The 19,934-nt window shown below is 66.9% G+C and carries 14 protein-coding genes; 6 read left to right on the top strand and 8 right to left on the bottom strand.

Going from position 1 to position 19,934, the window contains the following annotated elements; all coding sequences use genetic code 11:
• Positions 1-196: 196 nt before the first annotated feature.
• From M0D43_RS10925 to proP, 4 genes are all read left to right on the top strand, one after another.
• Positions 197-3,919 carry a M48 family metallopeptidase gene (locus M0D43_RS10925; protein ID WP_252165025.1) on the top strand — a complete coding sequence of 1,241 codons (3,723 nt, stop codon included), beginning with the start codon at positions 197-199 and terminating at the stop codon, positions 3,917-3,919.
• Positions 3,920-4,245: 326 nt separating this feature from the next.
• The gene (locus M0D43_RS10920; RefSeq protein ID WP_101364303.1) at positions 4,246-4,644 is read left to right on the top strand and encodes a host attachment family protein; all 399 of its coding nucleotides are present in this window, start codon (positions 4,246-4,248) and stop codon (positions 4,642-4,644) included.
• Positions 4,645-4,664: 20 nt separating this feature from the next.
• Complete coding sequence (locus M0D43_RS10915; RefSeq protein WP_252164637.1) at positions 4,665-4,994, top strand: thioredoxin family protein; 330 nt, start codon at positions 4,665-4,667, stop codon at positions 4,992-4,994.
• 539 nt (positions 4,995-5,533) lie between these two features.
• Positions 5,534-7,024 (top strand): glycine betaine/L-proline transporter ProP, encoded by a 1,491-nt coding sequence (gene proP, locus M0D43_RS10910; protein WP_101364305.1) that lies wholly within the window; start codon positions 5,534-5,536, stop codon positions 7,022-7,024.
• Positions 7,025-7,365: 341 nt separating this feature from the next.
• Here proP and M0D43_RS10905 read toward each other — a convergent pair whose 3' ends face one another.
• A complete protein-coding gene (locus M0D43_RS10905) occupies positions 7,366-7,839 on the bottom strand; it encodes an SRPBCC family protein (protein WP_252164636.1) in 474 nt (157 codons plus the stop codon).
• A gap of 169 nt (positions 7,840-8,008) precedes the next feature.
• Between M0D43_RS10905 and M0D43_RS10900 the strand changes: the two genes are divergently transcribed.
• Both M0D43_RS10900 and M0D43_RS10895 read left to right on the top strand, forming a co-directional pair.
• Positions 8,009-8,803: an EcsC family protein gene (locus M0D43_RS10900; protein WP_260808261.1), complete on the top strand. Its 795-nt coding sequence runs from the start codon at positions 8,009-8,011 to the stop codon at positions 8,801-8,803.
• Positions 8,804-8,996: 193 nt separating this feature from the next.
• Entirely contained in the window at positions 8,997-9,632 is a 636-nt protein-coding gene (locus M0D43_RS10895) for a DUF938 domain-containing protein (RefSeq protein ID WP_252164635.1), read from the top strand.
• A gap of 680 nt (positions 9,633-10,312) precedes the next feature.
• On the opposite strand, the gene M0D43_RS10890 is transcribed toward M0D43_RS10895, so the two are convergent.
• From M0D43_RS10890 to M0D43_RS10860, 7 genes are all read right to left on the bottom strand, one after another.
• Positions 10,313-12,097: a carboxypeptidase regulatory-like domain-containing protein gene (locus M0D43_RS10890; RefSeq protein ID WP_260808209.1), complete on the bottom strand. Its 1,785-nt coding sequence runs from the start codon at positions 12,095-12,097 to the stop codon at positions 10,313-10,315.
• 157 nt (positions 12,098-12,254) lie between these two features.
• A complete protein-coding gene (locus tag M0D43_RS10885) occupies positions 12,255-14,528 on the bottom strand; it encodes a DUF4175 domain-containing protein (protein ID WP_252164634.1) in 2,274 nt (757 codons plus the stop codon).
• Entirely contained in the window at positions 14,525-15,724 is a 1,200-nt protein-coding gene (locus tag M0D43_RS10880) for an N-terminal double-transmembrane domain-containing protein (RefSeq protein WP_260808208.1), read from the bottom strand. Before M0D43_RS10880 ends, M0D43_RS10885 begins: the two co-directional genes overlap by 4 nt.
• 43 nt (positions 15,725-15,767) lie before the next feature.
• Positions 15,768-16,664, bottom strand: a complete 897-nt coding sequence (locus M0D43_RS10875) for a DUF58 domain-containing protein (RefSeq protein ID WP_252164633.1) — start codon at positions 16,662-16,664, stop codon at positions 15,768-15,770.
• Between the two features lie 11 nt (positions 16,665-16,675).
• On the bottom strand, positions 16,676-17,668 hold the full coding sequence (locus M0D43_RS10870; protein WP_252164632.1) for an AAA family ATPase: 993 nt from the start codon (positions 17,666-17,668) through the stop codon (positions 16,676-16,678).
• A 116-nt stretch (positions 17,669-17,784) separates the two neighbouring features.
• Positions 17,785-18,603, bottom strand: coding sequence for a DUF4159 domain-containing protein (locus M0D43_RS10865; protein ID WP_252164631.1), 819 nt, complete (start codon positions 18,601-18,603; stop codon positions 17,785-17,787).
• Entirely contained in the window at positions 18,600-19,934 is a 1,335-nt protein-coding gene (locus M0D43_RS10860; RefSeq protein WP_252164630.1) for a TldD/PmbA family protein, read from the bottom strand. Before M0D43_RS10860 ends, M0D43_RS10865 begins: the two co-directional genes overlap by 4 nt.

The following is a 19,934-nucleotide window of genomic DNA, read 5'->3' as shown; positions in this document are numbered from 1 at the left end:
TTTTCTGCGCTGCCGGGGCGAGGGGACAGCACGCCCGGTGGATCGAATCGCACGGCCGGGATGCCGAACGACTGCGTGGTGCCCGGCCACTCATCAGGGGAAACGAATGGAATCGCTCTATCCGCAAGGCCCGGCGGTGGTGCCGGAACAGCTCACTGCGCCCAGCAGCAACTACCGCCGCAACGCCTGGCTGGCCATGCTCGGGCTGGGCGGCTTCATCGCGGTGTATCTGGGCTTGCTGGTGTGGTTCGGCTGGACCGCCTACCGGTTGGTGGCCGGCCTGCTGCAGGGCTCCGGTGGCGAGCAGGCGTTCTGGTTGTGGGTGGTGGCGGCAGGCGCTGCGTTTCTGACGGTGTTCATGGCCAAGGCGCTGGTGTTCAACAAGCGCGCCGAACGCGACGCCCGCGCGATGGAACTCATGCCCGCCGAGCAGCCGGCGTTGTTCGCCTTCTTGCACCAGCTGGCCGACGATGCCGGTGCACCACGCCCGCACAAGGTCTATCTGTCGGCGCAGGTCAACGCCGGGGTGTTCTACGACCTGTCGCTGATCAATCTATTGCTGCCCTCGCGCAAGAATCTGGATATCGGGCTGGGCCTGGTCAATGTGCTCAACCTGGGCGAGTTGAAGGCGGTGCTCGCGCACGAATTCGGCCATTTCGCCCAGCGCACCATGGCGGTCGGCCGTTGGGTGTATATCGCCCAGCAGATCGCCGCGCATATCGTGGGCAAGCGCGATGCACTGGATCGCGTGCTGGCGACGCTGTCGCGCATCGATTTGCGCGTGGCGTGGATCGGCTGGGGGCTGTCGCTGATCGTGTGGTCGATCCGCTCGCTGGTCGAAATTACCTTCCGTGGCGTGGTACTGGCGCAGCGGGCGCTCTCGCGCGAGATGGAATACCAGGCCGACCTGGTGGCCGCCTCGCTCACCGGCAGCGATGCGCTGGTGCACGCATTGCACAAGCTGGAAGCGGCCGACGACGGCTTCCAGCGCGCGCTGCGCTTTGCCGCGCGCGAGTTCGCCCAGGACCGCCCGGTCAAGGATCTGTTCGCCATCCAGTCGCGCATCATCGAACACATGCGCGTGGTGCTGAACGACCCGGGGCACGGTGTGGTACCGGCGGTACCGACCGAGGCGGCGCCGACGCACCGGCTGTTTCATACCGAAATCGCGCAGCCCTCGCAGATGTGGGCCACGCATCCACCCAGCGCCGCGCGCGAGGAGAATCTCAAACGCCGCTACATCGCCTGCGCCATCGATGCGCGCCCGGCGATGGATCTGCTGCACGGCGCCCAGGCGCTGCGTGAGCGCGTGTCGCTGGGCATGTTCAACGGCCAGGCGCTCACCTGTGTGGACACCGCTGTTTCGCTGGAGCAGTTGGAACGCGAATTCGCCGCCTTGTCGTTGTCGCGGCGCTACCAAGGGTTGTACCTGGGGCGCTCCTGCACGCGTACCGCGCGCACGCTGGCCGAGCTGTATGCCACGCCGCTACCCTCCGGCGATCTGCTGCAGGCGTTGGACGGCCTGTATCTGCCCGACGATGGCCAGGCGATCGAACAGCTGCGCGAGCGCGAGCGCCAACGCGCCACCTTGCAAGGCTTGATGGATGGCGGGCTGCGTGCGGCCGGCGGTGTGGTGACCTGGAAGGGCACCACGCTGTCGCGTACGCAGCTGCCGGCGGTGATCGCCGAACTGGACGACGAACTGCGGGTGCTGCGCGCGCGCGTCAGCGGCCACGATCAACGTTGCCGCAGCGTGCACCTGGCGGCCGCCAACACCATCGGCGGCGACTGGCCGGCGCTGCTGCGCGGCTATCTGGCGGTGCTGCATTACACCGATCACACCATCGCCGATCTGGAAGACGCCAACCTGCTGTACCTGCAGACCTTCCATAGCGTGATCGCCGATGGCCGCGTCTCGGCCAAGGAACTGCGCAAGCTGGTGGCGGCCTGCAATCAGGTGCAACGCGCGCTGTGTGAGGTGTATGCGCAAGCCGGGCGGGTGCGGTTGAATGCACCGTTGGCGCAGGCCCTGGGCAAGCCGCAGTGGTCGCAGTGCCTGCCGGAATTCGGCTTGGTCGAGGCTGACGACAACAACATCAATGCCTGGATGAAGGCAGCCGGCAGCTGGGTGCAGGTCACCCTGGACGCCCTGGGCACGCTGCGCGATGCCAGTCTGGAAGAGTTGCTGCGCGCAGAGAACGCCGTAGCCGAGCGCCTGCGGCATGACGAGGCCTCGCCGACCGACGACACGCCCCCGGCAGCGCCGGGCGACTACCCGATCCGCCTGCCGGGCGAGGAGCGGCAACGCGATCTGCGGCAGAACCTGTGGCAGCGCTTTCTGGCCGCCGACGGCGTGTTTCCGTCGGTGGCGCGGGTGGCGGTGGCCGCATCCATTGTTGCTGGCGTGTTGTGGGCCGGCGGCACCGTGGGAATGGCCGAAGTAGTCGCCTACAACGGCTTGCAGCAGACCGTGACGGTGGCCATCGATGGACAGTCCGCTACCATCCCGGCCAATGACCGCCATGTGTTTCGCTTGTCCGAACGCGCAACGCATCACGTCGAAACCCGCGCTGCCAACGGCGCGGCGATCGAACGCTTCGATGCGCCCAGTGGCGGCCATGGCGGCCAGTTCGCTTACAACGTCGCCGGTGCCGCGCTGCTGCTGAACTGGCGGGCCAGCTACGGCTCGGCCAGCGAAGACACCACGCGCAGTCTGAGCACCACGCGCTGGGAACGCACCCAGGCGCAGGACATCTTCAGCGCGCCGCCGGAGAAGGTCAGCGGCAAGGGCAGCCAGTATCGCGACGTGCTGACGGCCGTGTCCGGGCGTGCGCCGCATGAACTGCTGGGCGAGCTGGGCCCTGAGCGCGATCTGGCGCTGATCACCGCGCATGCGCGGTGGGACGATGCGGGCTCGGCGTACCTGCAGCAGTGGATGGAGCAATTGCGCAGCACCGCGCCACAGGCCGTGCCCGGCATTCTGACCGAGCGCCTGCAACGCAACCCGCAAGACGTGGTGGCGCTGCGCATGCAGCAGGACATCGCCACACCCGAGCAACGTGCGCAAGTGTGCAAGCAGCACACCGCCGCTGCCCAGGCGCATCCGGATGCTTCTGCGTTGCAGTACGCGGCGATCCGCTGCAGCAGCGATACCCCCGAGCGCGACCAGGCGTTTCTTGCCGCACAGGCGCGCTGGCCCAACGACCCCTGGCTGCAACGCGCAGCAGCAGCCGTGCAGGTCGGCCAGTTGCATCTGCCGCAAGCCCAGGCGCTGTACGAACAAGCAGCGCGTGCGCCGGCATTGGCTGACGAGGTGTTGCCGATGCTGGCGCGGTTGCAGCGCTACCGTGGCCTGGCGACGGACCTGCCGGGCATGGCGCAGCAGTCGCCATCACTGGCGTCGATCGTGGCACTGGAAGGCGGCGAACGCACGCAGGGCACGCCGTACCACAGCTATTACGCGCTGGCCCACGGCCAGCTGGACACGGCAGTGTCAGAGGCGGCCGCCAATGCCAACGTGCACGCACGCATCGTCCGGCTCGCCGCTGCATCCAAGGGTGCCAGCGCCGCGTTGCAGCAGCGGGCGCGTGCACTCCCCGACAGTGCCGGGCTCGACCCGATCATCGCACCGAGCGCCTGGGCCCTGGCCGCACGCGAAGGCTGGCCGATGGATGCGTTGCGCGCGGCGACCCTGCAAGGCAGCGGCGAAGACGGCGCGCACATCGCGCGGTTCTTCGAGGCGGTGCAGGCCGGCAGCAGCCAGCAGCAGGCCGAAGCGGCGCTGGGCGGCGTCAGCCTGGTCGGCCGCGGCTTGGCCTATACGATGGCGGCCGTGCTGCTGGGCGAACGCTGCCCGGATGCGTGGCGACGTGGCGCACAGCAGTTGCTGTTTGCCAGCGAGCGGCCCTATCTGGGCTGATGCACTGCATCGTGCCAGGTGATGCCACGCGCCTGGCTTGAACGCGGCCGAACGCAGGCTATCCTCCTCGGCCCAAAGCGCCTGGGAGAACACTGCATGACACGGCATTGGCGAAAGGGACCGCTCGCGCAGCCGGAAAGCCAGCAGGCGCTCGGCGTGATCGCACGCTTTTTTCAAGCAAGCACCTAGAGCCGCCGCCGCCGCAGTTCCAAGCGCAGCACTAACGCGATGCTGACACCGACTAGGCGCGAAACTTACATCTTCTCGCCTAGGTTGAGACCGACCGGCGCTGTACTTGCAGCGTCATCATTCACCAGGAGAATCGCATGAGTCTGCAAATTCCTCAGGGGGCCTTGGTCGTGGTGGCCGATGGCGGCGAAGCCCGTTGGTTCACCAACACCGGCAACGAATCCAAGGTGGTACTGCGCCAGCATGCGCGTACCGATGTGCAGAACGTCGATGACGACGGCCCGGCCGGCAAGGCACCGCGGGACCTCACCGAGGCGGACCTGGACGAAATGACGTTCGCCAAGCAGCTCTCGCACGCCTTGAACGATGGCGCCCTGAAACACGAATACACGCATCTGGTGCTGGTGGCGGATCCGACCACGCTGGGCCGCGTGCGCCCATTGCTGCACAAGCAAACCCAGCAGCGTCTGGTGGGTGACCTTGCCAAGGATCTGACCAACCTGCCGCTGGAAGATATCCAGCGCGCCCTGTCGTAACGCAGCGGAGCAGCGAGACGATGGGGTTCGTGCGCGAGTACGCCACCCAGGCACCGGAACGCAGTGCGGTGGAGGCACAGACCGGACTGCAAGTGCTGGAGTTTGGTACCGACTGGTGCGGCCACTGCATTGCCGCCCAGCCGCTGCTGCAAAAGCTGCTGGGTGGATACGAAGCGATCGACTACCGCAAGATCGAAGATGGAAAAGGGCGGCCGCTGGGCCGCTCTTTTCGCGTCAAGTTGTGGCCCACGATCATCCTGCTGCGCGATGGCGAAGAGTTGGCGCGTGCGGTGAGGCCGCAGACGCGTGAGGATCTGCAAGACATGTTGTCGGTGCTGGATGCCGGTTGATTGCCTGCAGCAGTGCACTGCTGCGCCGCGCACTTGGGACCAGTAAAAGCGCTTAAACACATGGCGCGCAGTCGCCTGGCGCATGCAGCAGTGATTTTCAGTCGCTACAAAACGCGCGCACCCACCGCGTTAATGCAGATGCACTCGCCGCCATGATGCAGGGCCTGCGTGACGAGGTGGCGGCGTACGTGCACGCACAAGACAGGGTGATCGCGTCTATGCACATCGCGCACTCGTGCATACGAATCCGCCAGACCCAAGGTCTTTTCCCGTGCTGCACGCAGTCGCGCCTGCAACGATCTGCGCGCTGTAGTAACATAGCGCACTGATCAAGCCCCTGGACATTGCCCATCCCTTGGTCGTCTGTCCCGCAGCGTCGCTGAACCCACGCGGCCGTCCGGGAATGCCTCCGGTGTCATCCAGTGCAATGCGCTGCCGTGCTTGCGTGATGTGCCGTGTCCTGTGCGTTGCCAGGGCGAGCGGGCAGCGATGGCCTGCGTCCGACGAGCAATCCGAGGCGCGACTTACGGAGACCACAGATGCATGATGCCCGCGCGATGCGTTCGCACTTTGGCTGGTTCAAACGCCGCCGCCAGCTGCAACTGGATGATGTCACCGTGGTGGACCGCGGCATGCTGCGCAAGGCCGTCGGCGCTGCGGCGCTGGGCAATGCGATGGAGTGGTTCGACTTCGGCGTGTATGGTTATCTGGCGGTGACGCTGGGCCAGGTGTTCTTCCCGGCCAGTAATCCGACCGCGCAGTTGATCGCCACCTTTGCCACCTTCACCGTGGCCTTTCTGGTGCGGCCGATTGGCGGCATGGTGTTCGGCCCACTCGGTGACCGTTACGGACGCCAGAAAGTGCTGGCGGCCACGATGATCCTGATGGCGCTGGGCACCTTCAGCATCGGCCTGATTCCTGCCTACGAGCGCATTGGCCTGTGGGCGCCTGCACTGTTGTTGCTGGCGCGTTTGCTGCAAGGGTTTTCCACCGGCGGCGAATACGGTGGCGCGGCCACCTTCATTGCCGAATACGCCACCGATCGCAATCGCGGCCTGATGGGCAGTTGGCTGGAATTTGGCACGCTTGGTGGCTACATCGCCGGCGCTGCCACCGTCACCGTGTTGCACATGAGCGTGACCCCGGCGCAGATGCTCGATTGGGGCTGGCGCGTGCCGTTCCTGATCGCCGGCCCGCTCGGTCTGCTCGGTCTGTACATGCGCATGAAGCTGGAAGAAACCCCGGCATTTCGCGCCTACACCGAACAATCCGAGCAGCGCGAACGACAGAGCGCCGCGCAAGGCGTGATGACGTTGCTGCGGCTGCATTGGCCGCAACTGCTCAAGTGCGTGGGCCTGGTGCTGGTGTTCAACGTCACCGACTACATGCTGCTGACCTACATGCCCAGCTATCTCAGCGTCACCATGGGCTACGCCGAGAGCAAGGGCCTGTTGCTGATCATCCTGGTGATGCTGGTGATGATGCCGCTCAACATCGTCGGCGGCATGTTCAGCGACAAACTGGGGCGGCGGCCCATGATCATCGGCGCCTGCATCGCACTGTTTGCATTGGCGATCCCATGCCTGTTGCTGATCGGCAGCGGTCACGACGGATTGATTTTCGCCGGGCTGATGCTGCTTGGTCTGGCGCTGGTGTGCTTCACCAGTTCGATGCCGTCCACGTTGCCGGCGCTGTTCTACACGCCGGTGCGCTACAGCGCGTTGTCGATCGGCTTCAACGTCTCGGTCTCGTTGTTCGGCGGCACCACGCCACTGGTCACCGCTTGGCTGGTCGAGCGCACCGGCGACCCGCTGGTACCGGCGTACTACCTGATGGGTGCAGCGGCAATCGGCTTGCTGACCATGTTGTTCGTGCGCGAAACCGCGGGATTACCGCTACGCGGCTCGCCGCCGGCGGTCGCCAGCGACGCCGAAGCGCGCGCACTGTTGCAGGCCGACAGCCCGGTGACGGTGGATGCGCAGTTGCCGGTCAATACAGCATCATCGATGGGCCAGCCGCGCACGGCGTGAGCGATCGGCGTTTTTCGCACGGCATGCGTCTGCTGCGTCAGGCGCATGTCGTGTTACCGCAGCAGCGGGTTGCTTCGTGCGCGATACACGATGCGAGCGATGGCACTGGGCATCGCCGCCAACCTGGAGGCGGGGCGACGGCCAGAATCGTCGAGGAGGGCGGCTAGAGGGCCAACACACTGTTGCGAGCGGCTGCCTGGCAGTCTGCGGAATCGCTTTGTGAGCTGTTCTTGTTGGTCATGATGCGATGGGCGGAAAGCTCGCTGTGTTTCAGGTCTACATGCTGTTGCCCGTCATCGACGCAGCGCGTTGAACGCTGCCAACGCGCGCCTTTGCATCATCTAGCGTGCGCTGTGCGGGTATTGCTCTAGCGATTCGGGCATGCGCATATCGGCCGACGGCGCGCCCTCGCCGGTTTCCACGTAGCGTTTGAGGCTGCTGCCCAGGAAGAAACGCCAGCCGCGCGCGCAGGCCTCTTTGCACGGCGAATCGCGGTAGCCGGACTGCACGAAATCAATCTGTGTGCCCTGGCTGGTGGAGCGTAGCTCGAAGCGCATCACGGTGCCTTTCCAGGCGTCGGTATCGAGCATGTTGGAATCGTGGCAGCGCCAGCACACCAGCTGATGATTGGCCCCGGCATCAATACTGAGCTCCACTCGCCAGCCCTGCCGGCTCCAATCCAGGCGCACCAGATCGTCGGCCAGGCTCACTTCGCGACTCCACCAATGCGCAAGCTGGTGGGGCTCGGACAAGGCAGCGGACACCACTTCGGGTGCGGCGGCAATGACGATGCTATGGCGGATCTCGCAATTCATCTGGTGAGCAATCGCTGCTTGGACGCCGATGATCCCGGATTTTAACAGCCAATTGCGTTGCAGGCGCAGCATGGTTCAGTTCGCTTGTGCGGCGCTCACATCGCGCTGGGTAACATCGGCCACGTCCCAACCATGATGAGCAGGCATGACAACGCTTCCGATACCGGTGATGGACGCTGCCGCGCAGCGCGATCTGGCCACGGCCCACGCATTGCTGGAAAACCCCGGCGTGGCGGCGCAACTGGCCAACGCGCTGGGTGCGCCGATCGAGAGCCTGATGACCAAGCGGCTCCCCAAGATAGTGACCCGCAGCATCGATGGCCTGACCCGCCGCGCGCTGCAGGTGGCGATGAAATCGGCATTGCTGAGCCTGCGCAGCAAGACCGCTGCGCAGCAGCCTGCATCCACCACGCGGCACACGCTGGCAGTGGCCGTTGCTGGTGGTGCAGGGGGCTTTTTCGGCCTGCCGGGGCTGATGGTGGAGCTGCCGATGACCACCACGGTGATGCTGCGCTCCATCGCCGATATCGCCCGTGCCGAAGGCGAATCGCTCCACGACCCAGAAACTGCGCTGGCTTGCCTGGAAGTGCTGGCGCATGGCGGCCGCAGTGCCAGTGACGATGGCGCCGAATCGGGCTATTTCGCAGTACGTGCGGCGATGGCGCAGCAACTGAGCACCGCGGCCAGTTACGTGGCAGCGCACGGCTTCGCCAGCAAGGGCGCACCGGTGCTGGTGTCGCTGGTGTCCCGGGTTGCGGCGAAGTTTTCGGTGAATGTGGGCGAAAAACTTGCCGTACAGGCAGTGCCGCTGGTCGGCGCGGTCAGTGGCGCCACGCTCAATACCGTTTTCATGCGCCACTTCCAGGCGATGGCACGCGGACATTTCATCGTGCGCCGCCTGGAGCGCCGCTTTGGCGAAGACGCGGTACGGCGTGCGTATGAGGCATTGCCGCCGCCGCGGTGATGCGGAGCACGTCATGCGGATCGAAAGTGCCTGCGTTGTCATCGTGCAACACGTCCTGCAGGTAAGGCCAACGCGGGTGACACGCGGTGCAGGATCACCACTGCGATGTCGCGCGTTCTCATGCCACCGAGGCAGTGATCGCTGCAGAATTTCCGCTACGCGATAATCGTCTTCACCCAGACAGATGCTGATCATGACCAAGCCCTTTTCGCCCGCCTCTGCGCGTAACCGCGACCCGATTCTGGACGTGCTGCGTGCGCACTTTGCCGATCGGCAGCATGTGCTGGAAATCGGCGCGGGCACCGGGCAGCACGCAGTGCATTTCGCTGCAGCAATGCCATGGTTGCAGTGGCAGGCCAGCGATCACGCCGATCATCTGCCCGGCATGCAGCAATGGCTGGATGAGGCTGCACTGCCGAACACGCCACCGCCTATTCCATTGCAAGCCGTGTTGACGCCCGCGCCCGGGCTTGCACCGCCGCCCCGCCTGCCCGCGCTGCGTGATGGCCACAGTGGCTTTGATGCGATCTACAGCGCCAACACCTTGCACATCATGGGCTGGCCACAGGTGCAGGCCTTGTTCGCCGGCTTGCCAACGGTGATGGCGACGGATGCAGTGCTGGCGGTCTACGGGCCATTCAACCGCAACGGGCAGTTCATCAGTGACAGCAATCGTGACTTCGACGCGATGTTGCGCGAGCGCGACCCCGCATCGGGTATTCGCGATGCCGAGGCAGTGGATGCGTTGGCAGCATCGGTGGGATTGCAGTTGATCGACGATGTGGCATTGCCGGCGAACAATCATTGCAGGGTGTGGCGGCGGTCGTAGAAACGTTTGCCTCATGGCCCGGTGAGCACATGCAGTTACAAGCAGCGTGTGTGGCGATCACGACATTAAACGAGAGCGCTTCAGACTCCCCGCTACGCGGTAGGACGATGCGATTGGCGATACCAAGCGGGTGTACAGGCGCTCGTTTCTGTTGGGGATGCCCGATCGATAGGAGCATGATCATTGGAATACCTGTCAGAAACCAGGCAATCGGAGTCCACAGACGCCTGCGCGCATTCAACCAGAGCGGTTTGACGTGCCCGGGAATCGATGCGGCAGGTGGGGCGATCCATGCAAGTTCGGCGAACCCGTTATAAGCACCGTGTCCAAGCCCGGGGAAATGCGTTAGCTGCTCCCATTGCTTGCGATCTGTTGCTTCCAGCTCGCGACGGGCCCGAGCACTTCCAATCAAGCAGGGGATGCCGAGCACCAATAGGCTCCCGAAGCCATAAGCGGTTGCCAGTGCGTCGCTTGGGCCTACGACGGGAAAGCGCAGGAGGACAAGCAGGCTTGCGTATGTGAGCCACGGGATGACACACCAACGCATCTTCATCCGATCTCCAAACTGCGTCGATGATGAGATGGCGCGGTGTAGGCACTGCCGTCCATGCGCGACGGCCGTGATATGACGGTCTGCCGCATTGTCAGAGACAATAGCGGCGGTAACTGGTGTTGCGCTGTCAGCGCGCCGATGCCTGGTGTTCCCGCCGCCGCTCGAACCACCACAGCGCTGCGGCCACGCCGAGCCAAATGAGCAGCCACGGCCAACGCGCGCCCGGTTGTGTCGCAGGTATGGCGATGGGTGCGGCGGCAGTGCCGCTCGCCAGCGCAATGGTCGCTGCGCGCAGTTGCTGCGCGTACATGGCGGGTGCGTCGTTGGGCGCGCGGATGTAGAGCCAGCGTTGCGTGGTGCCGCTGTGCAGACGATGCCAGCCGGGGGGGGCTGGCCAGTAGCCGGCGCAGGGCGGCGCGTTGCCGTTGCGTTCCAGCAGCAGTGGCTGGCGGGCCTGGTTGGGGTCGGTGACAACGGCATCGGCGCTCAGGTCGCACAGGGTCATGCGTTGCTGCGACCAGCCTTGCTGCACTGGGGCGGGTAGCAAGGCGCCCGGGCGGGCGACGGCGCCGGACAAGTGCGCCCAGAGCGCGGCATGCAGATCGCTGCGGCCGGCCAGCACCAGCGCGAAGCTGTCTTCGACCAGGCCGATGCCGATGCGCCCGCGGCCTTGTGCGCGCCACCACCCCAGGGCGCTGCCATCGTCGGCGCGTGCGGCGATCAGGGCGTCGCTGGCCTGTGGTTGCAGATCGCGACGTTGCAGCGGCGCAATTGTTGGGGCATCGTCCGGGCTGGCGGCCGGATCGCTGGGTTGAGCCAGCCACGACAGCCGCTGCGGTGCGGGCAACGGGCTGCTGGTGCTGCCGCCGCTGACGGAAAGGCCGAGTGCGGCCAGGGCCGCGCGGGTGCCGGCATCCAGTGGCCCGTCGGTGCGCACCAGGACGCCTAAACCGCGCTGGATTGCCGCGCGCACGGTTTGACGCTGCGCATTGCCCAGTGCGACCAGGCGGCGGGGGTCGATGATCAGCAGGTCGAGCCGGTCCAGGCTGGCCGCATCCAGCGCGGCGCCCTCGCCGAACTGCACCCCGGGGCCGACCGCGATCTGACTGCGCACTTCCAGCCCGGCATCGCTGGCCCAGCGGCGCAGATATTTCAGTTCCGGCTGCGGTGCGCCGGCCAGGAGCAGCACGCGCGTAGGCGGCATGGCGGCAATCAGTACCGGCACCGCCACGCGGCCACGTTCGGCGCCAGTGGCATCGCGCGCACGCACAGCGAACAGCACCTGGCCCGGCGCCCGGGCGACGCCACGCAGGCGCACGCGGCCGGCGCGATCGGCCCCTGCGCTGTCCACCACCTGGCCGGCTGGGTCGAGCAGTTCCACGCGTGCGTTGGGAAGGCCCTGCAGCTGCGCATCCACGGAAATGGTGTCGCCCGGGGCCACCGGCGGCGGTGTCGACACCGCGACCAAGCCTGGCGGTGCAGGGTTAAGCGCCAGCTGTGGCGGGATTGGCAGCCCCTCACGGTCGCGCGCGGGCAGGCCGCTGCCATGCACGATCAGCGCGGTGGTGCCGGGCGCGCGTCGTAGTGCGGTGGCCAGGTCCGGCACCCGCGTTACGCCGGGTAACGCGGGTGCCTCGGGCAAGGCGACCCAGCGTGCTAGGTCGCGCGTGGGGACCTGCCCGGCGGCGGTGCCGGCGGTGGCGACATGCAGTTCCCCACCGCTGCCGGCGCGCGGCGGTGGCAGCAGCACGGGATACAGCAGCGCGGCGAGCAGTGCTTGGGCGGCGAGCAGCAGCCAGAGCCGGATGCGCGGCTGCGGTTGCCGGGCGTGCGTCCGCAGCAGGCGCACGCAGCCGATGACGGCGACCAGCAGCAATGCCGCGCCGACCAGCCAAGGCAATGAGTGCGTCATGGTTGCGGCTCCCGGCGCAATGCATCCAGAAAGCGACGGTCGTACAGCCTTGGCGATGCGGTCTGCGCGCACGCCAGCGGACCGCTTGCTGCCACGGCGACACACAACGTCGCTCCGATCGACCGGTGCATCGGGAGACAGCGGATCAGGTGTGGACTCACGGCTGCATCTCCTGCCGTAGCGCGTCCAGATAACGCTGGCCGCGGGCATCGGGTGCGGCGCGGCGATACGGTGCTGCCGGTGGGGCGAGCAGGGTGCGCCAGACCTGGGCGCGCAGCTGGGCGCGGCAGCTGGCGCACTCGGGTTCGGCGCGCAGGGTTTCCACGGCGGCGGCCAGGCTCAGCGGGTCGTGCAGGCGGTCCTGCCGGGTTTGCAGCCACTGTGCGTAGCGGGCCAGGGTGGCGTCGGGCACCGGGGTGGCTTCGCCCAGTGCATCCCAGAGCTGCAATGCGGAGGGGTCCGGATCCGGTCGGGTGTCCAGCCCGGCGGCGCGGTCGCCCAGGCCGGCGCGGTCGCCGCTGAGACGACGGCTGGGGTCGATCGGCGGAAGTTGCGTGCCCACCCGCGCCAGATAGATGCGCTCGGCCTGCTGCACCTGCTTGATGAAGCCCAGCGCCTTGTTGGCATACGGCAGCGCGCGCTCGGGGTGGCCCTGGCGCAGCTCGCCCTCGGATTGCCACATCTGGTCCAGCGCGGCGCGCAGCAGGGCGCGGGTCTGCGGATCGAGCAGGGTGGCAGCTTCGGCGTGGTCGTGGGTATGGCCGAATTCGGCCAGCACGTTCTCCGCCTGGCCGAAGCTGCTGCGCTCAGGCCGTCCGTTGCTGCCGCCATGGTCATGATCGTGATCGTCCAGTGCGGCGGCGCCCGGCTCGGTGGCGTGGGCGTGTTGATCGTGACTGTCGTGGTCATGCCCGGCGTGGGTATCCGACGCAGCGGCGGGCGCGCTTGGCGCATCTGCGGTGGGCATGTCGGCGGTCGGTAGATCGTCGGCCGGCGCGTCGCTGGTGGGCGGCGCGTCCGTAGTCGGCGGAACTTGCGGCGCGCCTTCGCTTTCTTCGCCCAGGAACTGGCCGTAGCGCAGTCGCAGCAGGCGCTGGTCCACGCCGATGGCATCGGAGCGCTTGAGAAAGGTGGCCGCATCCAGGCGCGGTTTTTCCTTCAGCAGCGCCTCGGCATCAATGATGATCTGGCGCTGGCTACGAAAGTAAGCCGGCAAGGTCCGCTTGACGCTGGCTTCCAGCCCGGCGGCCATGGTCTGTTCGGGCGGCGGCCAGCGCAGGATCACGCTGGCGCTGCGGCCTTCCTGCGGACCGGGCTGGCGGGTGTCGTGCACGATGAGTTGGGCGATCAGGTCATCGCCGGCGGCCATGCCCAAGGCTTGCGGCTGCAGCGTGGTGGCGAAGCTGCGTTGCCGGGCCGCGCCGCTGCCAGTGAGCATGCGGCGCTGGGTGGTGAAGGTGATGTTTTCCCCGCTGCCCTGGGCCAGGGTCAGGCGCAGCTCGGCGCTGGCGGCCACGGCATAATCGTCGCTGGCTTCGAAGCGCAGGGTCCAGGGGCCATTGGCCGGCGTCCACAGCACCAGGCTCTGCTCGGGCGCGAGCACGCGCACCTGCGGGGGGCGGTCGGGCAGCACGTCCAGCCGATGCAACTGGCGGTCGGCCGGCGCGCCATCGATGAGGATGCGGTACAGGCTGGCGCGCTCGGCGACCCAGTGACCTTGCCACGCAGCGCTGCCGCCTTGCCGGACCAGCGCGACGGTTCGACCGTCGGTCAGCCGCAGGGCCACGCTGTGCGCCGCCGGGCTGACCTGCAGTTGCCAGTCCAGTCGGGTGCCGGTGGGCACGCGCGCATCCAGACCGGGCAGCCGCGCGGCGGGAAGGCCGGTGTAGGCCGGCGGGCTGCTGCGCAGCTGCGCTTGCCGCAGCGTGGGGGCGCCGCTGCTGGCACGCGCTGCGGCAACGCGGTCGGCCGGCGGCGGGCGTTGGGCGGCCGGTTGTGGCCACAGCAGCAGCGCGCCACAGGCGAACACGCCAAGCACGCTCCAGGGCCAGGCCCGCTGCCACGGCCAGGCCGGCCGCAGGTCGCGTGGGATGCTGCGCAGGCGCTGCTCCAGCCGCTGCCGTTGCAGGGTCTGCAGCGGACCGAGCTGGGTGACGGGGGTGAACAGCACATCGCTGCTGTCTTCCAGATCGGGATCGCGGTCCAGCCGGCGGATCAGCCAGGTCTGATCGAGCCGCCGCGCGGCCAGCAGCGCCACGCCGCCCAGTGCCAGCAGACCCACAAGCAGCAGCGCCACGACGGCTGCCTGCGCACCGGTGCGCCATGCCAGCGCCGCCGGCACCGCTGCCAGCGGCAGCCCGAACACCAGCACGCCTGCGGCCTGTCGCCGCCGTGCCGCCCACCACGCCTGCTGCAGTGTCGGCGTGCTCATGCGGGGGCGGCCCGGCGCGGCGCGGTGGCCAGCCAGCGCTCGAGCGCGAACAGCAGCAGCACCAGGCCGACCAGCCACGGTGCCAGCGGCCACGCTGCGGTGGTCAGGCGGCTTGCGGCACCGCGTTGTGGCTGCTGGGTCTGTGCCAACGCGCGCCGGGGTGTGGGCAGCGGCTGCAGGGCGTCGTGCAGGCGGGCGGGGAAATCGGCATCCAGCAGCGCGGGCAGTTGCTGCGGCTGTAGCGCTGCGGACCACCGCAGCAGGCGTCCGTGGCCGAGTGCCGCGGCATCGAGCAATGGGTCGCCAGATGCGGCCTGTTGCACAGGCTGCAGCGCGGCGGCGAGGTTGGGGGGGATGGTGGTTTGCGCATCCAGCAGCACCTGCCCGCCCGCTGCGACCCAGGCCATCACCGACTCCGGCGGGGCGCTGCGCGACAGCCATACCACCACGGTGCCGGGCCTCCAGCGCGCCGGCTGGGCATCGGCCGGCGTGCCGACCGGCAAGCCGCCCGGCAGCGCCCAGGCAGCATGCACGGCGCGCAGATAGCGCAGGGCCGGTGCGGTGCTGTCGTCGGCAATCGCCTGCAGTCGGAGCGGCGCGGCAGTGGCGGGCGCAGTCGCCGGCGATCGGCCGGGCAGTACCTGCCAGCGCACCTGGTGCGACAACTGCAGGCGCTGCGCATCCAGCGGGCCCCACTGGGCCGGCACGATCACGCTGAGCACGGCGCCCGGTGGCAGGCTGGCATCGAGTTCGCGCAACAGGCTGGATACCGGCGGCGTCGCGTCTGCGGGCGTGGCGGGTCCCTTCGGCGCATCGGCGTTGGCATCCGCATCCACTGGCGGAAAACCCGGCGCCAGCCACACCCACTGTGCGTCTGCGGCGTGGCCGAGCTGACGCGCGGCGATCACATCGACCCCCGGGCTAAGCGCAATGCGCGGGCGTGCATCTTCATGCGCGCGCACGGCCGGCTCGGCCAATAGCAGCGCCACGGCAGCGAGCAGCAATAAGCGCGCCAGCAGCAGCGGCCATTCGTCGAAACGCAGCCGATGGCGCGGGCGCGGCATCGCACGCAACCAGCGCAACGCGGCGAAGTCGGTCGGCCGGTGTTCGCTACGCCGGGCCAGATGGATCAGCAGCGGCAGCAGCAACGCGGCCAACGCGGCCAGGCCCGCAGGGAAGAGCAACAGCAGGTTCATTGCCTGACCCGCTTGGCGGCGTGGTCGCAGGGCAATGGCGAGCTCATCGTTGCGCACCTTGTCCGAACAATCGGCGCAATGCCGCGTCGGGGGCTGCATCCAGATAATGCAGTGCATGCGCGATGCCGGCGGCCTGCCAGCGCGCCTGCTGCGCGCGTTGTGCAGCAACGAAGCGGTGCAGATAATCGGCGCGCATCGCCGTGCCGTCGCCCAATACTTCTTCGCCGGTTTCCGGGTCGCGAAAACGGTGCCCGCCGCTGAAACTGAAATCGCGTTCGTCGCAGGTCAGCACCTGCAGTTGCATGACTTCGCGGCGGGCGGCTGCAAGTTTTTCCAGCGCAGCATTCAGTTCGTCGTCGAAGCCATCGCCGATCGACAGCACCAGCGCATGCGCGGCGATGCGTTCCCACAACGGGCGCACGGCATCCATGCCCGGCCAGCGCCCGCCGGCGCGCACTGCGTGCAGCGCCAGCCATAGCCGGTCGCGTTGCCTAGCCCCACCGCCGGCCGGCACTGCTACCAGCCCGCCGCCATGGACTGCGAACAGACCGACCTGATCGCCCTGCTGCAGCGCGATTTCTGCAGCGCAAGCGGCCAAGGTCGCCATCGCCTGCAGGCGCGTGTTGCCAGGGCGCGCGTGATCGGCCTGGCCAGCCGAGGCAGTGGCATCGAGCACCAACCACAGCGTAAGCGGGCTTTCGCGCTCGGCTTCGCGCACGAAGAAGCGATCTGAGCGCGCATAGAGTTTCCAGTCGATCTGGCGCAGCGCATCGCCTGGTTCGTATGCGCGGTATTGCGCGAATTCCAGCCCGGCGCCACGGCTGCGACTGACGTGTTGCCCGATGCCGTGCGCACCCTGCGCGTGACGCGCACGCAATTGCAGACCACGCAGGCGGCTGCGCACGTCGCTGGGAATCAAGGCCGGCACATCCACACGCACGCCGCTGCGCCTCAGGCCGGGAATGGCACGGCGCGCAGCAGTGCGGCGACCACATCGTCGGCCGTGCGTTGTTCGGCTTCGGCAGCGAACGAGAGCAACAGGCGGTGGCGCATCACCGGCGCCGCAAGCGCAACCACGTCTTCGCGGGTTGCTGCAAAGCGGCCGTGCAGCAATGCGCGCGCCTTGCACGCCAGTACCAGCGACTGACCGGCGCGCGGGCCGGCGCCCCATTTGATCCACTGCCTGACTTCATCGCTGGCCTGCGGGCCGGGCCGGCTGGCGCGCACCAGACGGTTGATCCAGGTCAGCAACTCCGCGCCCACATGCACCTGGCGCACGTACTGCTGCAGTGCCTGCACGCTGGCCGCGTCCATCACCTTGGGCACCTGCGCGCTCGCGCTGCCGGTGGTCTGGGTGAGGATGTCGCGCTCTTCCTGCTCGCTGGGGTAATCCACCCGCACATGCAGCAGGAAGCGATCCAGCTGCGCCTCCGGCAACGGGTAGGTGCCGGCCTGCTCGATCGGATTTTGCGTGGCCAGCACGAAGAACGGCGCCGGCAGCGCATAGGTGGTGCCGGCATAACTGACCGTGCGTTCGCTCATGGCTTCCAGCAGCGCGGCCTGGGTCTTGGGCGGAGTGCGATTGAGTTCGTCGGCCAGCAGCAGATTGGTGAAAATCGGCCCTTGCTGAAAGCGGAAATGCCGATGCCCGGTGCCGTGGTCTTCTTCCAGCAACTCGGTGCCCAGGATGTCGCTGGGCATCAGGTCGGGGGTGAATTGCACGCGGCGAAATTGCAGCTCCAGCGCCTGCCCCAGCGAGCGCACCAGCAGCGTCTTGCCCAGGCCCGGCGTGCCTTCCAGCAGGCAATGGCCACCGGCCAGCAGGCCGATCAACAATTGCTCGACCACTGCGTCCTGGCCTACCACCGCCTGAGCCAGCGCCGCACGCAGCGCGCCGAGTTGGGACAGCTGCGCGCTAAGCGTCTCGTCGTTGGGGGAAGTCATGGGGCAAGTCTCGTTATTAGGGTTGCTGGTGTAGGAGCGCGCTTGCGCGCGAGGCTTCACCGGTCAATCGTCACCGCGCGCAAGCGCGCTGCTCCATGGCGATCGACATGTGGCGATCAATTGGTCAATGCATACATCACGATGTTGACGCCGAACTTGGTGTTGTCTTCGGCCAGAAAGCGTTTGTTGCGCCAGTCGTAATCCCATTCGCACCCATAGTCCTTGTTGCTATAGAGCAGACCGAGTCGGCCATCGATGCTGATGCCTTTGAGATAGTCGTGCACCAGATCGTCGCCCCAGCCATTGAGCTCGAAACTGGTCGCCGGCGGGCCGTCCGGGAACTCGAAGAATGCGCTGTAAAGCCGATGGCTTTTAGGGAGCTTCTGCAGCGCAGTCTTGCCGAAGATCGAGGTCATCTGCGCTTCGAACGATGTAGCGAACAATCCATCGATATCGTGATTGCAATCGTCCACGAACACGAAGCCGCCATTGCGCACATAGCGCTCGAAATTGCGCCGCTCGGCCGGGTTGAACTCCACAAGCTTGTGCCCGGACAGATAGCAGAACGGTGCCTGCAACATGCGCGGATCGGCAAGATCGAGCACATGCTCCTGCGGGTCCACTCGCAGCTGGGTGTAGTCGATCAACGAGGTGATCAGGTTGGACGGCATGCGCGCGTCCACATCCCAATCGCCGGAGTCGTAGCGCAACCGCGTAAACCAGAAATCGTAATTGCCCGCCGCCCGCGCGCGCTGCGGCAACGCCAACGCAGCGACGCTACCGAGCAGCAATCCAATGAAATGACGGCGCGTCGCGGGCGCCGCCAGGGCGTGTAGACCGGGAACGGGATGTGCAGGAAAGCCATCGGGCCGCGAAGAGCTTGCTCCGCTCTGCCATTCCCGATTCCCCACTCCCGATTCCCGGCTCTCAGTCACACCGCATCCGACAACGAGGTAAACGTAAAGTCGCGCAGCCGCATCGGTGGAATCATCATCACGAAGTTGGATTCATCACCGGCCACGCGCACCGGCTTGCCCAGCTCATCGATGTTGTTGAGCATGATGACCGGCGATTCGTTGAAGCGGAAGTTCTTCACCGGATATTTGATCTGGCCGTTCTCGATGTAGAAGGTGCCGTCGCGGGTCAGCCCGGTCAGCAGCACGGTCTGCGGGTCGACCATGCGGATGTACCAGGTGCGCGTGACCAGGATGCCTTTCTCGGTGCCACGCACCAGCTCGGCGATGTTCTTGTCGCCACCGGCCATCAGCAGGTTGCCCGGCTCGCCCACCGCGCGCTTGCCGTTCTTCTGCGCCCAGTAGCGCGAATACTGCAGGTTGGCGATTTTGCCGTTCTCCACGATGGACATCTTCTCGCGCGGCAGGCCTTCTTCGTCCCACGGCATCACTGCGGCACGCGGGTCCCACGGGTCTGCGCTGATGTTCACGCGCGGGTCGTAGACCTGCTCACCGAGCTTGTTGCCGCCGCCCTTCTTGGACAGGAAGCTGCGGCCTTCGTCGGCGCGTCGCGCGTCGAAGAAATTCATCATGAAGGAGATCAGCCCCGCCGCGGCGGCCGGCTCCAGGATCACGGTGTACTTGCCCGGCTCCAGCGCCTTGGCTTGGGCCGAATCGCTGGCCTTGCGCATGGCGATGCGGATGTCCTGCTCGGCCTTGAAGTCGGCGGCATCTTTCAGATTGCGGCCCACCCAGCCCGAGCCGCGGCCGTCTTCGGTGCGCACCGTACAGGTGTAGTCGAAGCGAGCGCCGCGCTGATAGCCGAAGTTACCTTTGCTGTTGGCGAACGCGGTAAAGCTCTGGCCATCTTCCAGGAAGCCGGCGGCGATCAGGCCCTTGCTCTTGCATGGGGCGATCGAATCGGCCGCCACCTGCGCGCGGAATGCCGGATCGATGGCGGCGGTGGATTCGCTGAAGGTGGGGCTGGCGGTGTAGGTCTGCTTGTCGACGGCGGGCATGAACTCCGGATTTTCCGGCGCCAGCTTTGCCAGATCTTCGGCGCGGCGCACCACGCGTTCCAGCGAGGCGTCGTCGAATTCGTTGATGGTGGCGATGCCCACGCGCTTGCCGAACGCCACCTGCACCTGCAGATCGGTGTTGTCGACGATGCCGCTGGTGGACACGTTGTTGAGCGCAAAACGGATATTGCCGTCGATCGAGCCGGTGAGCGTGGCGGTGCACTCGTCGGCTTTGGACAGCTTGATGACCTTGTCCAGAATGGCCTTGGCCTGCGCTTCGGTAAGGATGCTCAT

This window comes from Xanthomonas prunicola (genome assembly GCF_025266575.1).
GTDB lineage: Bacteria > Pseudomonadota > Gammaproteobacteria > Xanthomonadales > Xanthomonadaceae > Xanthomonas > Xanthomonas prunicola.
Note: the sequence above shows the minus strand (reverse complement) of the source record. Positions and strands in the feature narration are given on the sequence as shown.

What these genes read in the sequence shown, in the direction of transcription:
- M0D43_RS10925 (WP_252165025.1), top strand. Translation starts at nt 197, where the DNA reads ATGCTCGGGCTGGGCGGCTTCATCGCGGTGTATCTGGGCTTGCTGGTG.
- M0D43_RS10920 (WP_101364303.1), top strand. Translation starts at nt 4,246, where the DNA reads ATGAGTCTGCAAATTCCTCAGGGGGCCTTGGTCGTGGTGGCCGATGGC.
- M0D43_RS10915 (WP_252164637.1), top strand. Translation starts at nt 4,665, where the DNA reads ATGGGGTTCGTGCGCGAGTACGCCACCCAGGCACCGGAACGCAGTGCG.
- proP (WP_101364305.1), top strand. Translation starts at nt 5,534, where the DNA reads ATGCATGATGCCCGCGCGATGCGTTCGCACTTTGGCTGGTTCAAACGC.
- M0D43_RS10905 (WP_252164636.1), bottom strand. Translation starts at nt 7,839, where the DNA reads ATGAATTGCGAGATCCGCCATAGCATCGTCATTGCCGCCGCACCCGAA.
- M0D43_RS10900 (WP_260808261.1), top strand. Translation starts at nt 8,009, where the DNA reads ATGGACGCTGCCGCGCAGCGCGATCTGGCCACGGCCCACGCATTGCTG.
- M0D43_RS10895 (WP_252164635.1), top strand. Translation starts at nt 8,997, where the DNA reads ATGACCAAGCCCTTTTCGCCCGCCTCTGCGCGTAACCGCGACCCGATT.
- M0D43_RS10890 (WP_260808209.1), bottom strand. Translation starts at nt 12,097, where the DNA reads ATGACGCACTCATTGCCTTGGCTGGTCGGCGCGGCATTGCTGCTGGTC.
- M0D43_RS10885 (WP_252164634.1), bottom strand. Translation starts at nt 14,528, where the DNA reads ATGAGCACGCCGACACTGCAGCAGGCGTGGTGGGCGGCACGGCGGCGA.
- M0D43_RS10880 (WP_260808208.1), bottom strand. Translation starts at nt 15,724, where the DNA reads ATGAACCTGCTGTTGCTCTTCCCTGCGGGCCTGGCCGCGTTGGCCGCG.
- M0D43_RS10870 (WP_252164632.1), bottom strand. Translation starts at nt 17,668, where the DNA reads ATGACTTCCCCCAACGACGAGACGCTTAGCGCGCAGCTGTCCCAACTC.
- M0D43_RS10860 (WP_252164630.1), bottom strand. Translation starts at nt 19,934, where the DNA reads ATGAGCATCCTTACCGAAGCGCAGGCCAAGGCCATTCTGGACAAGGTC.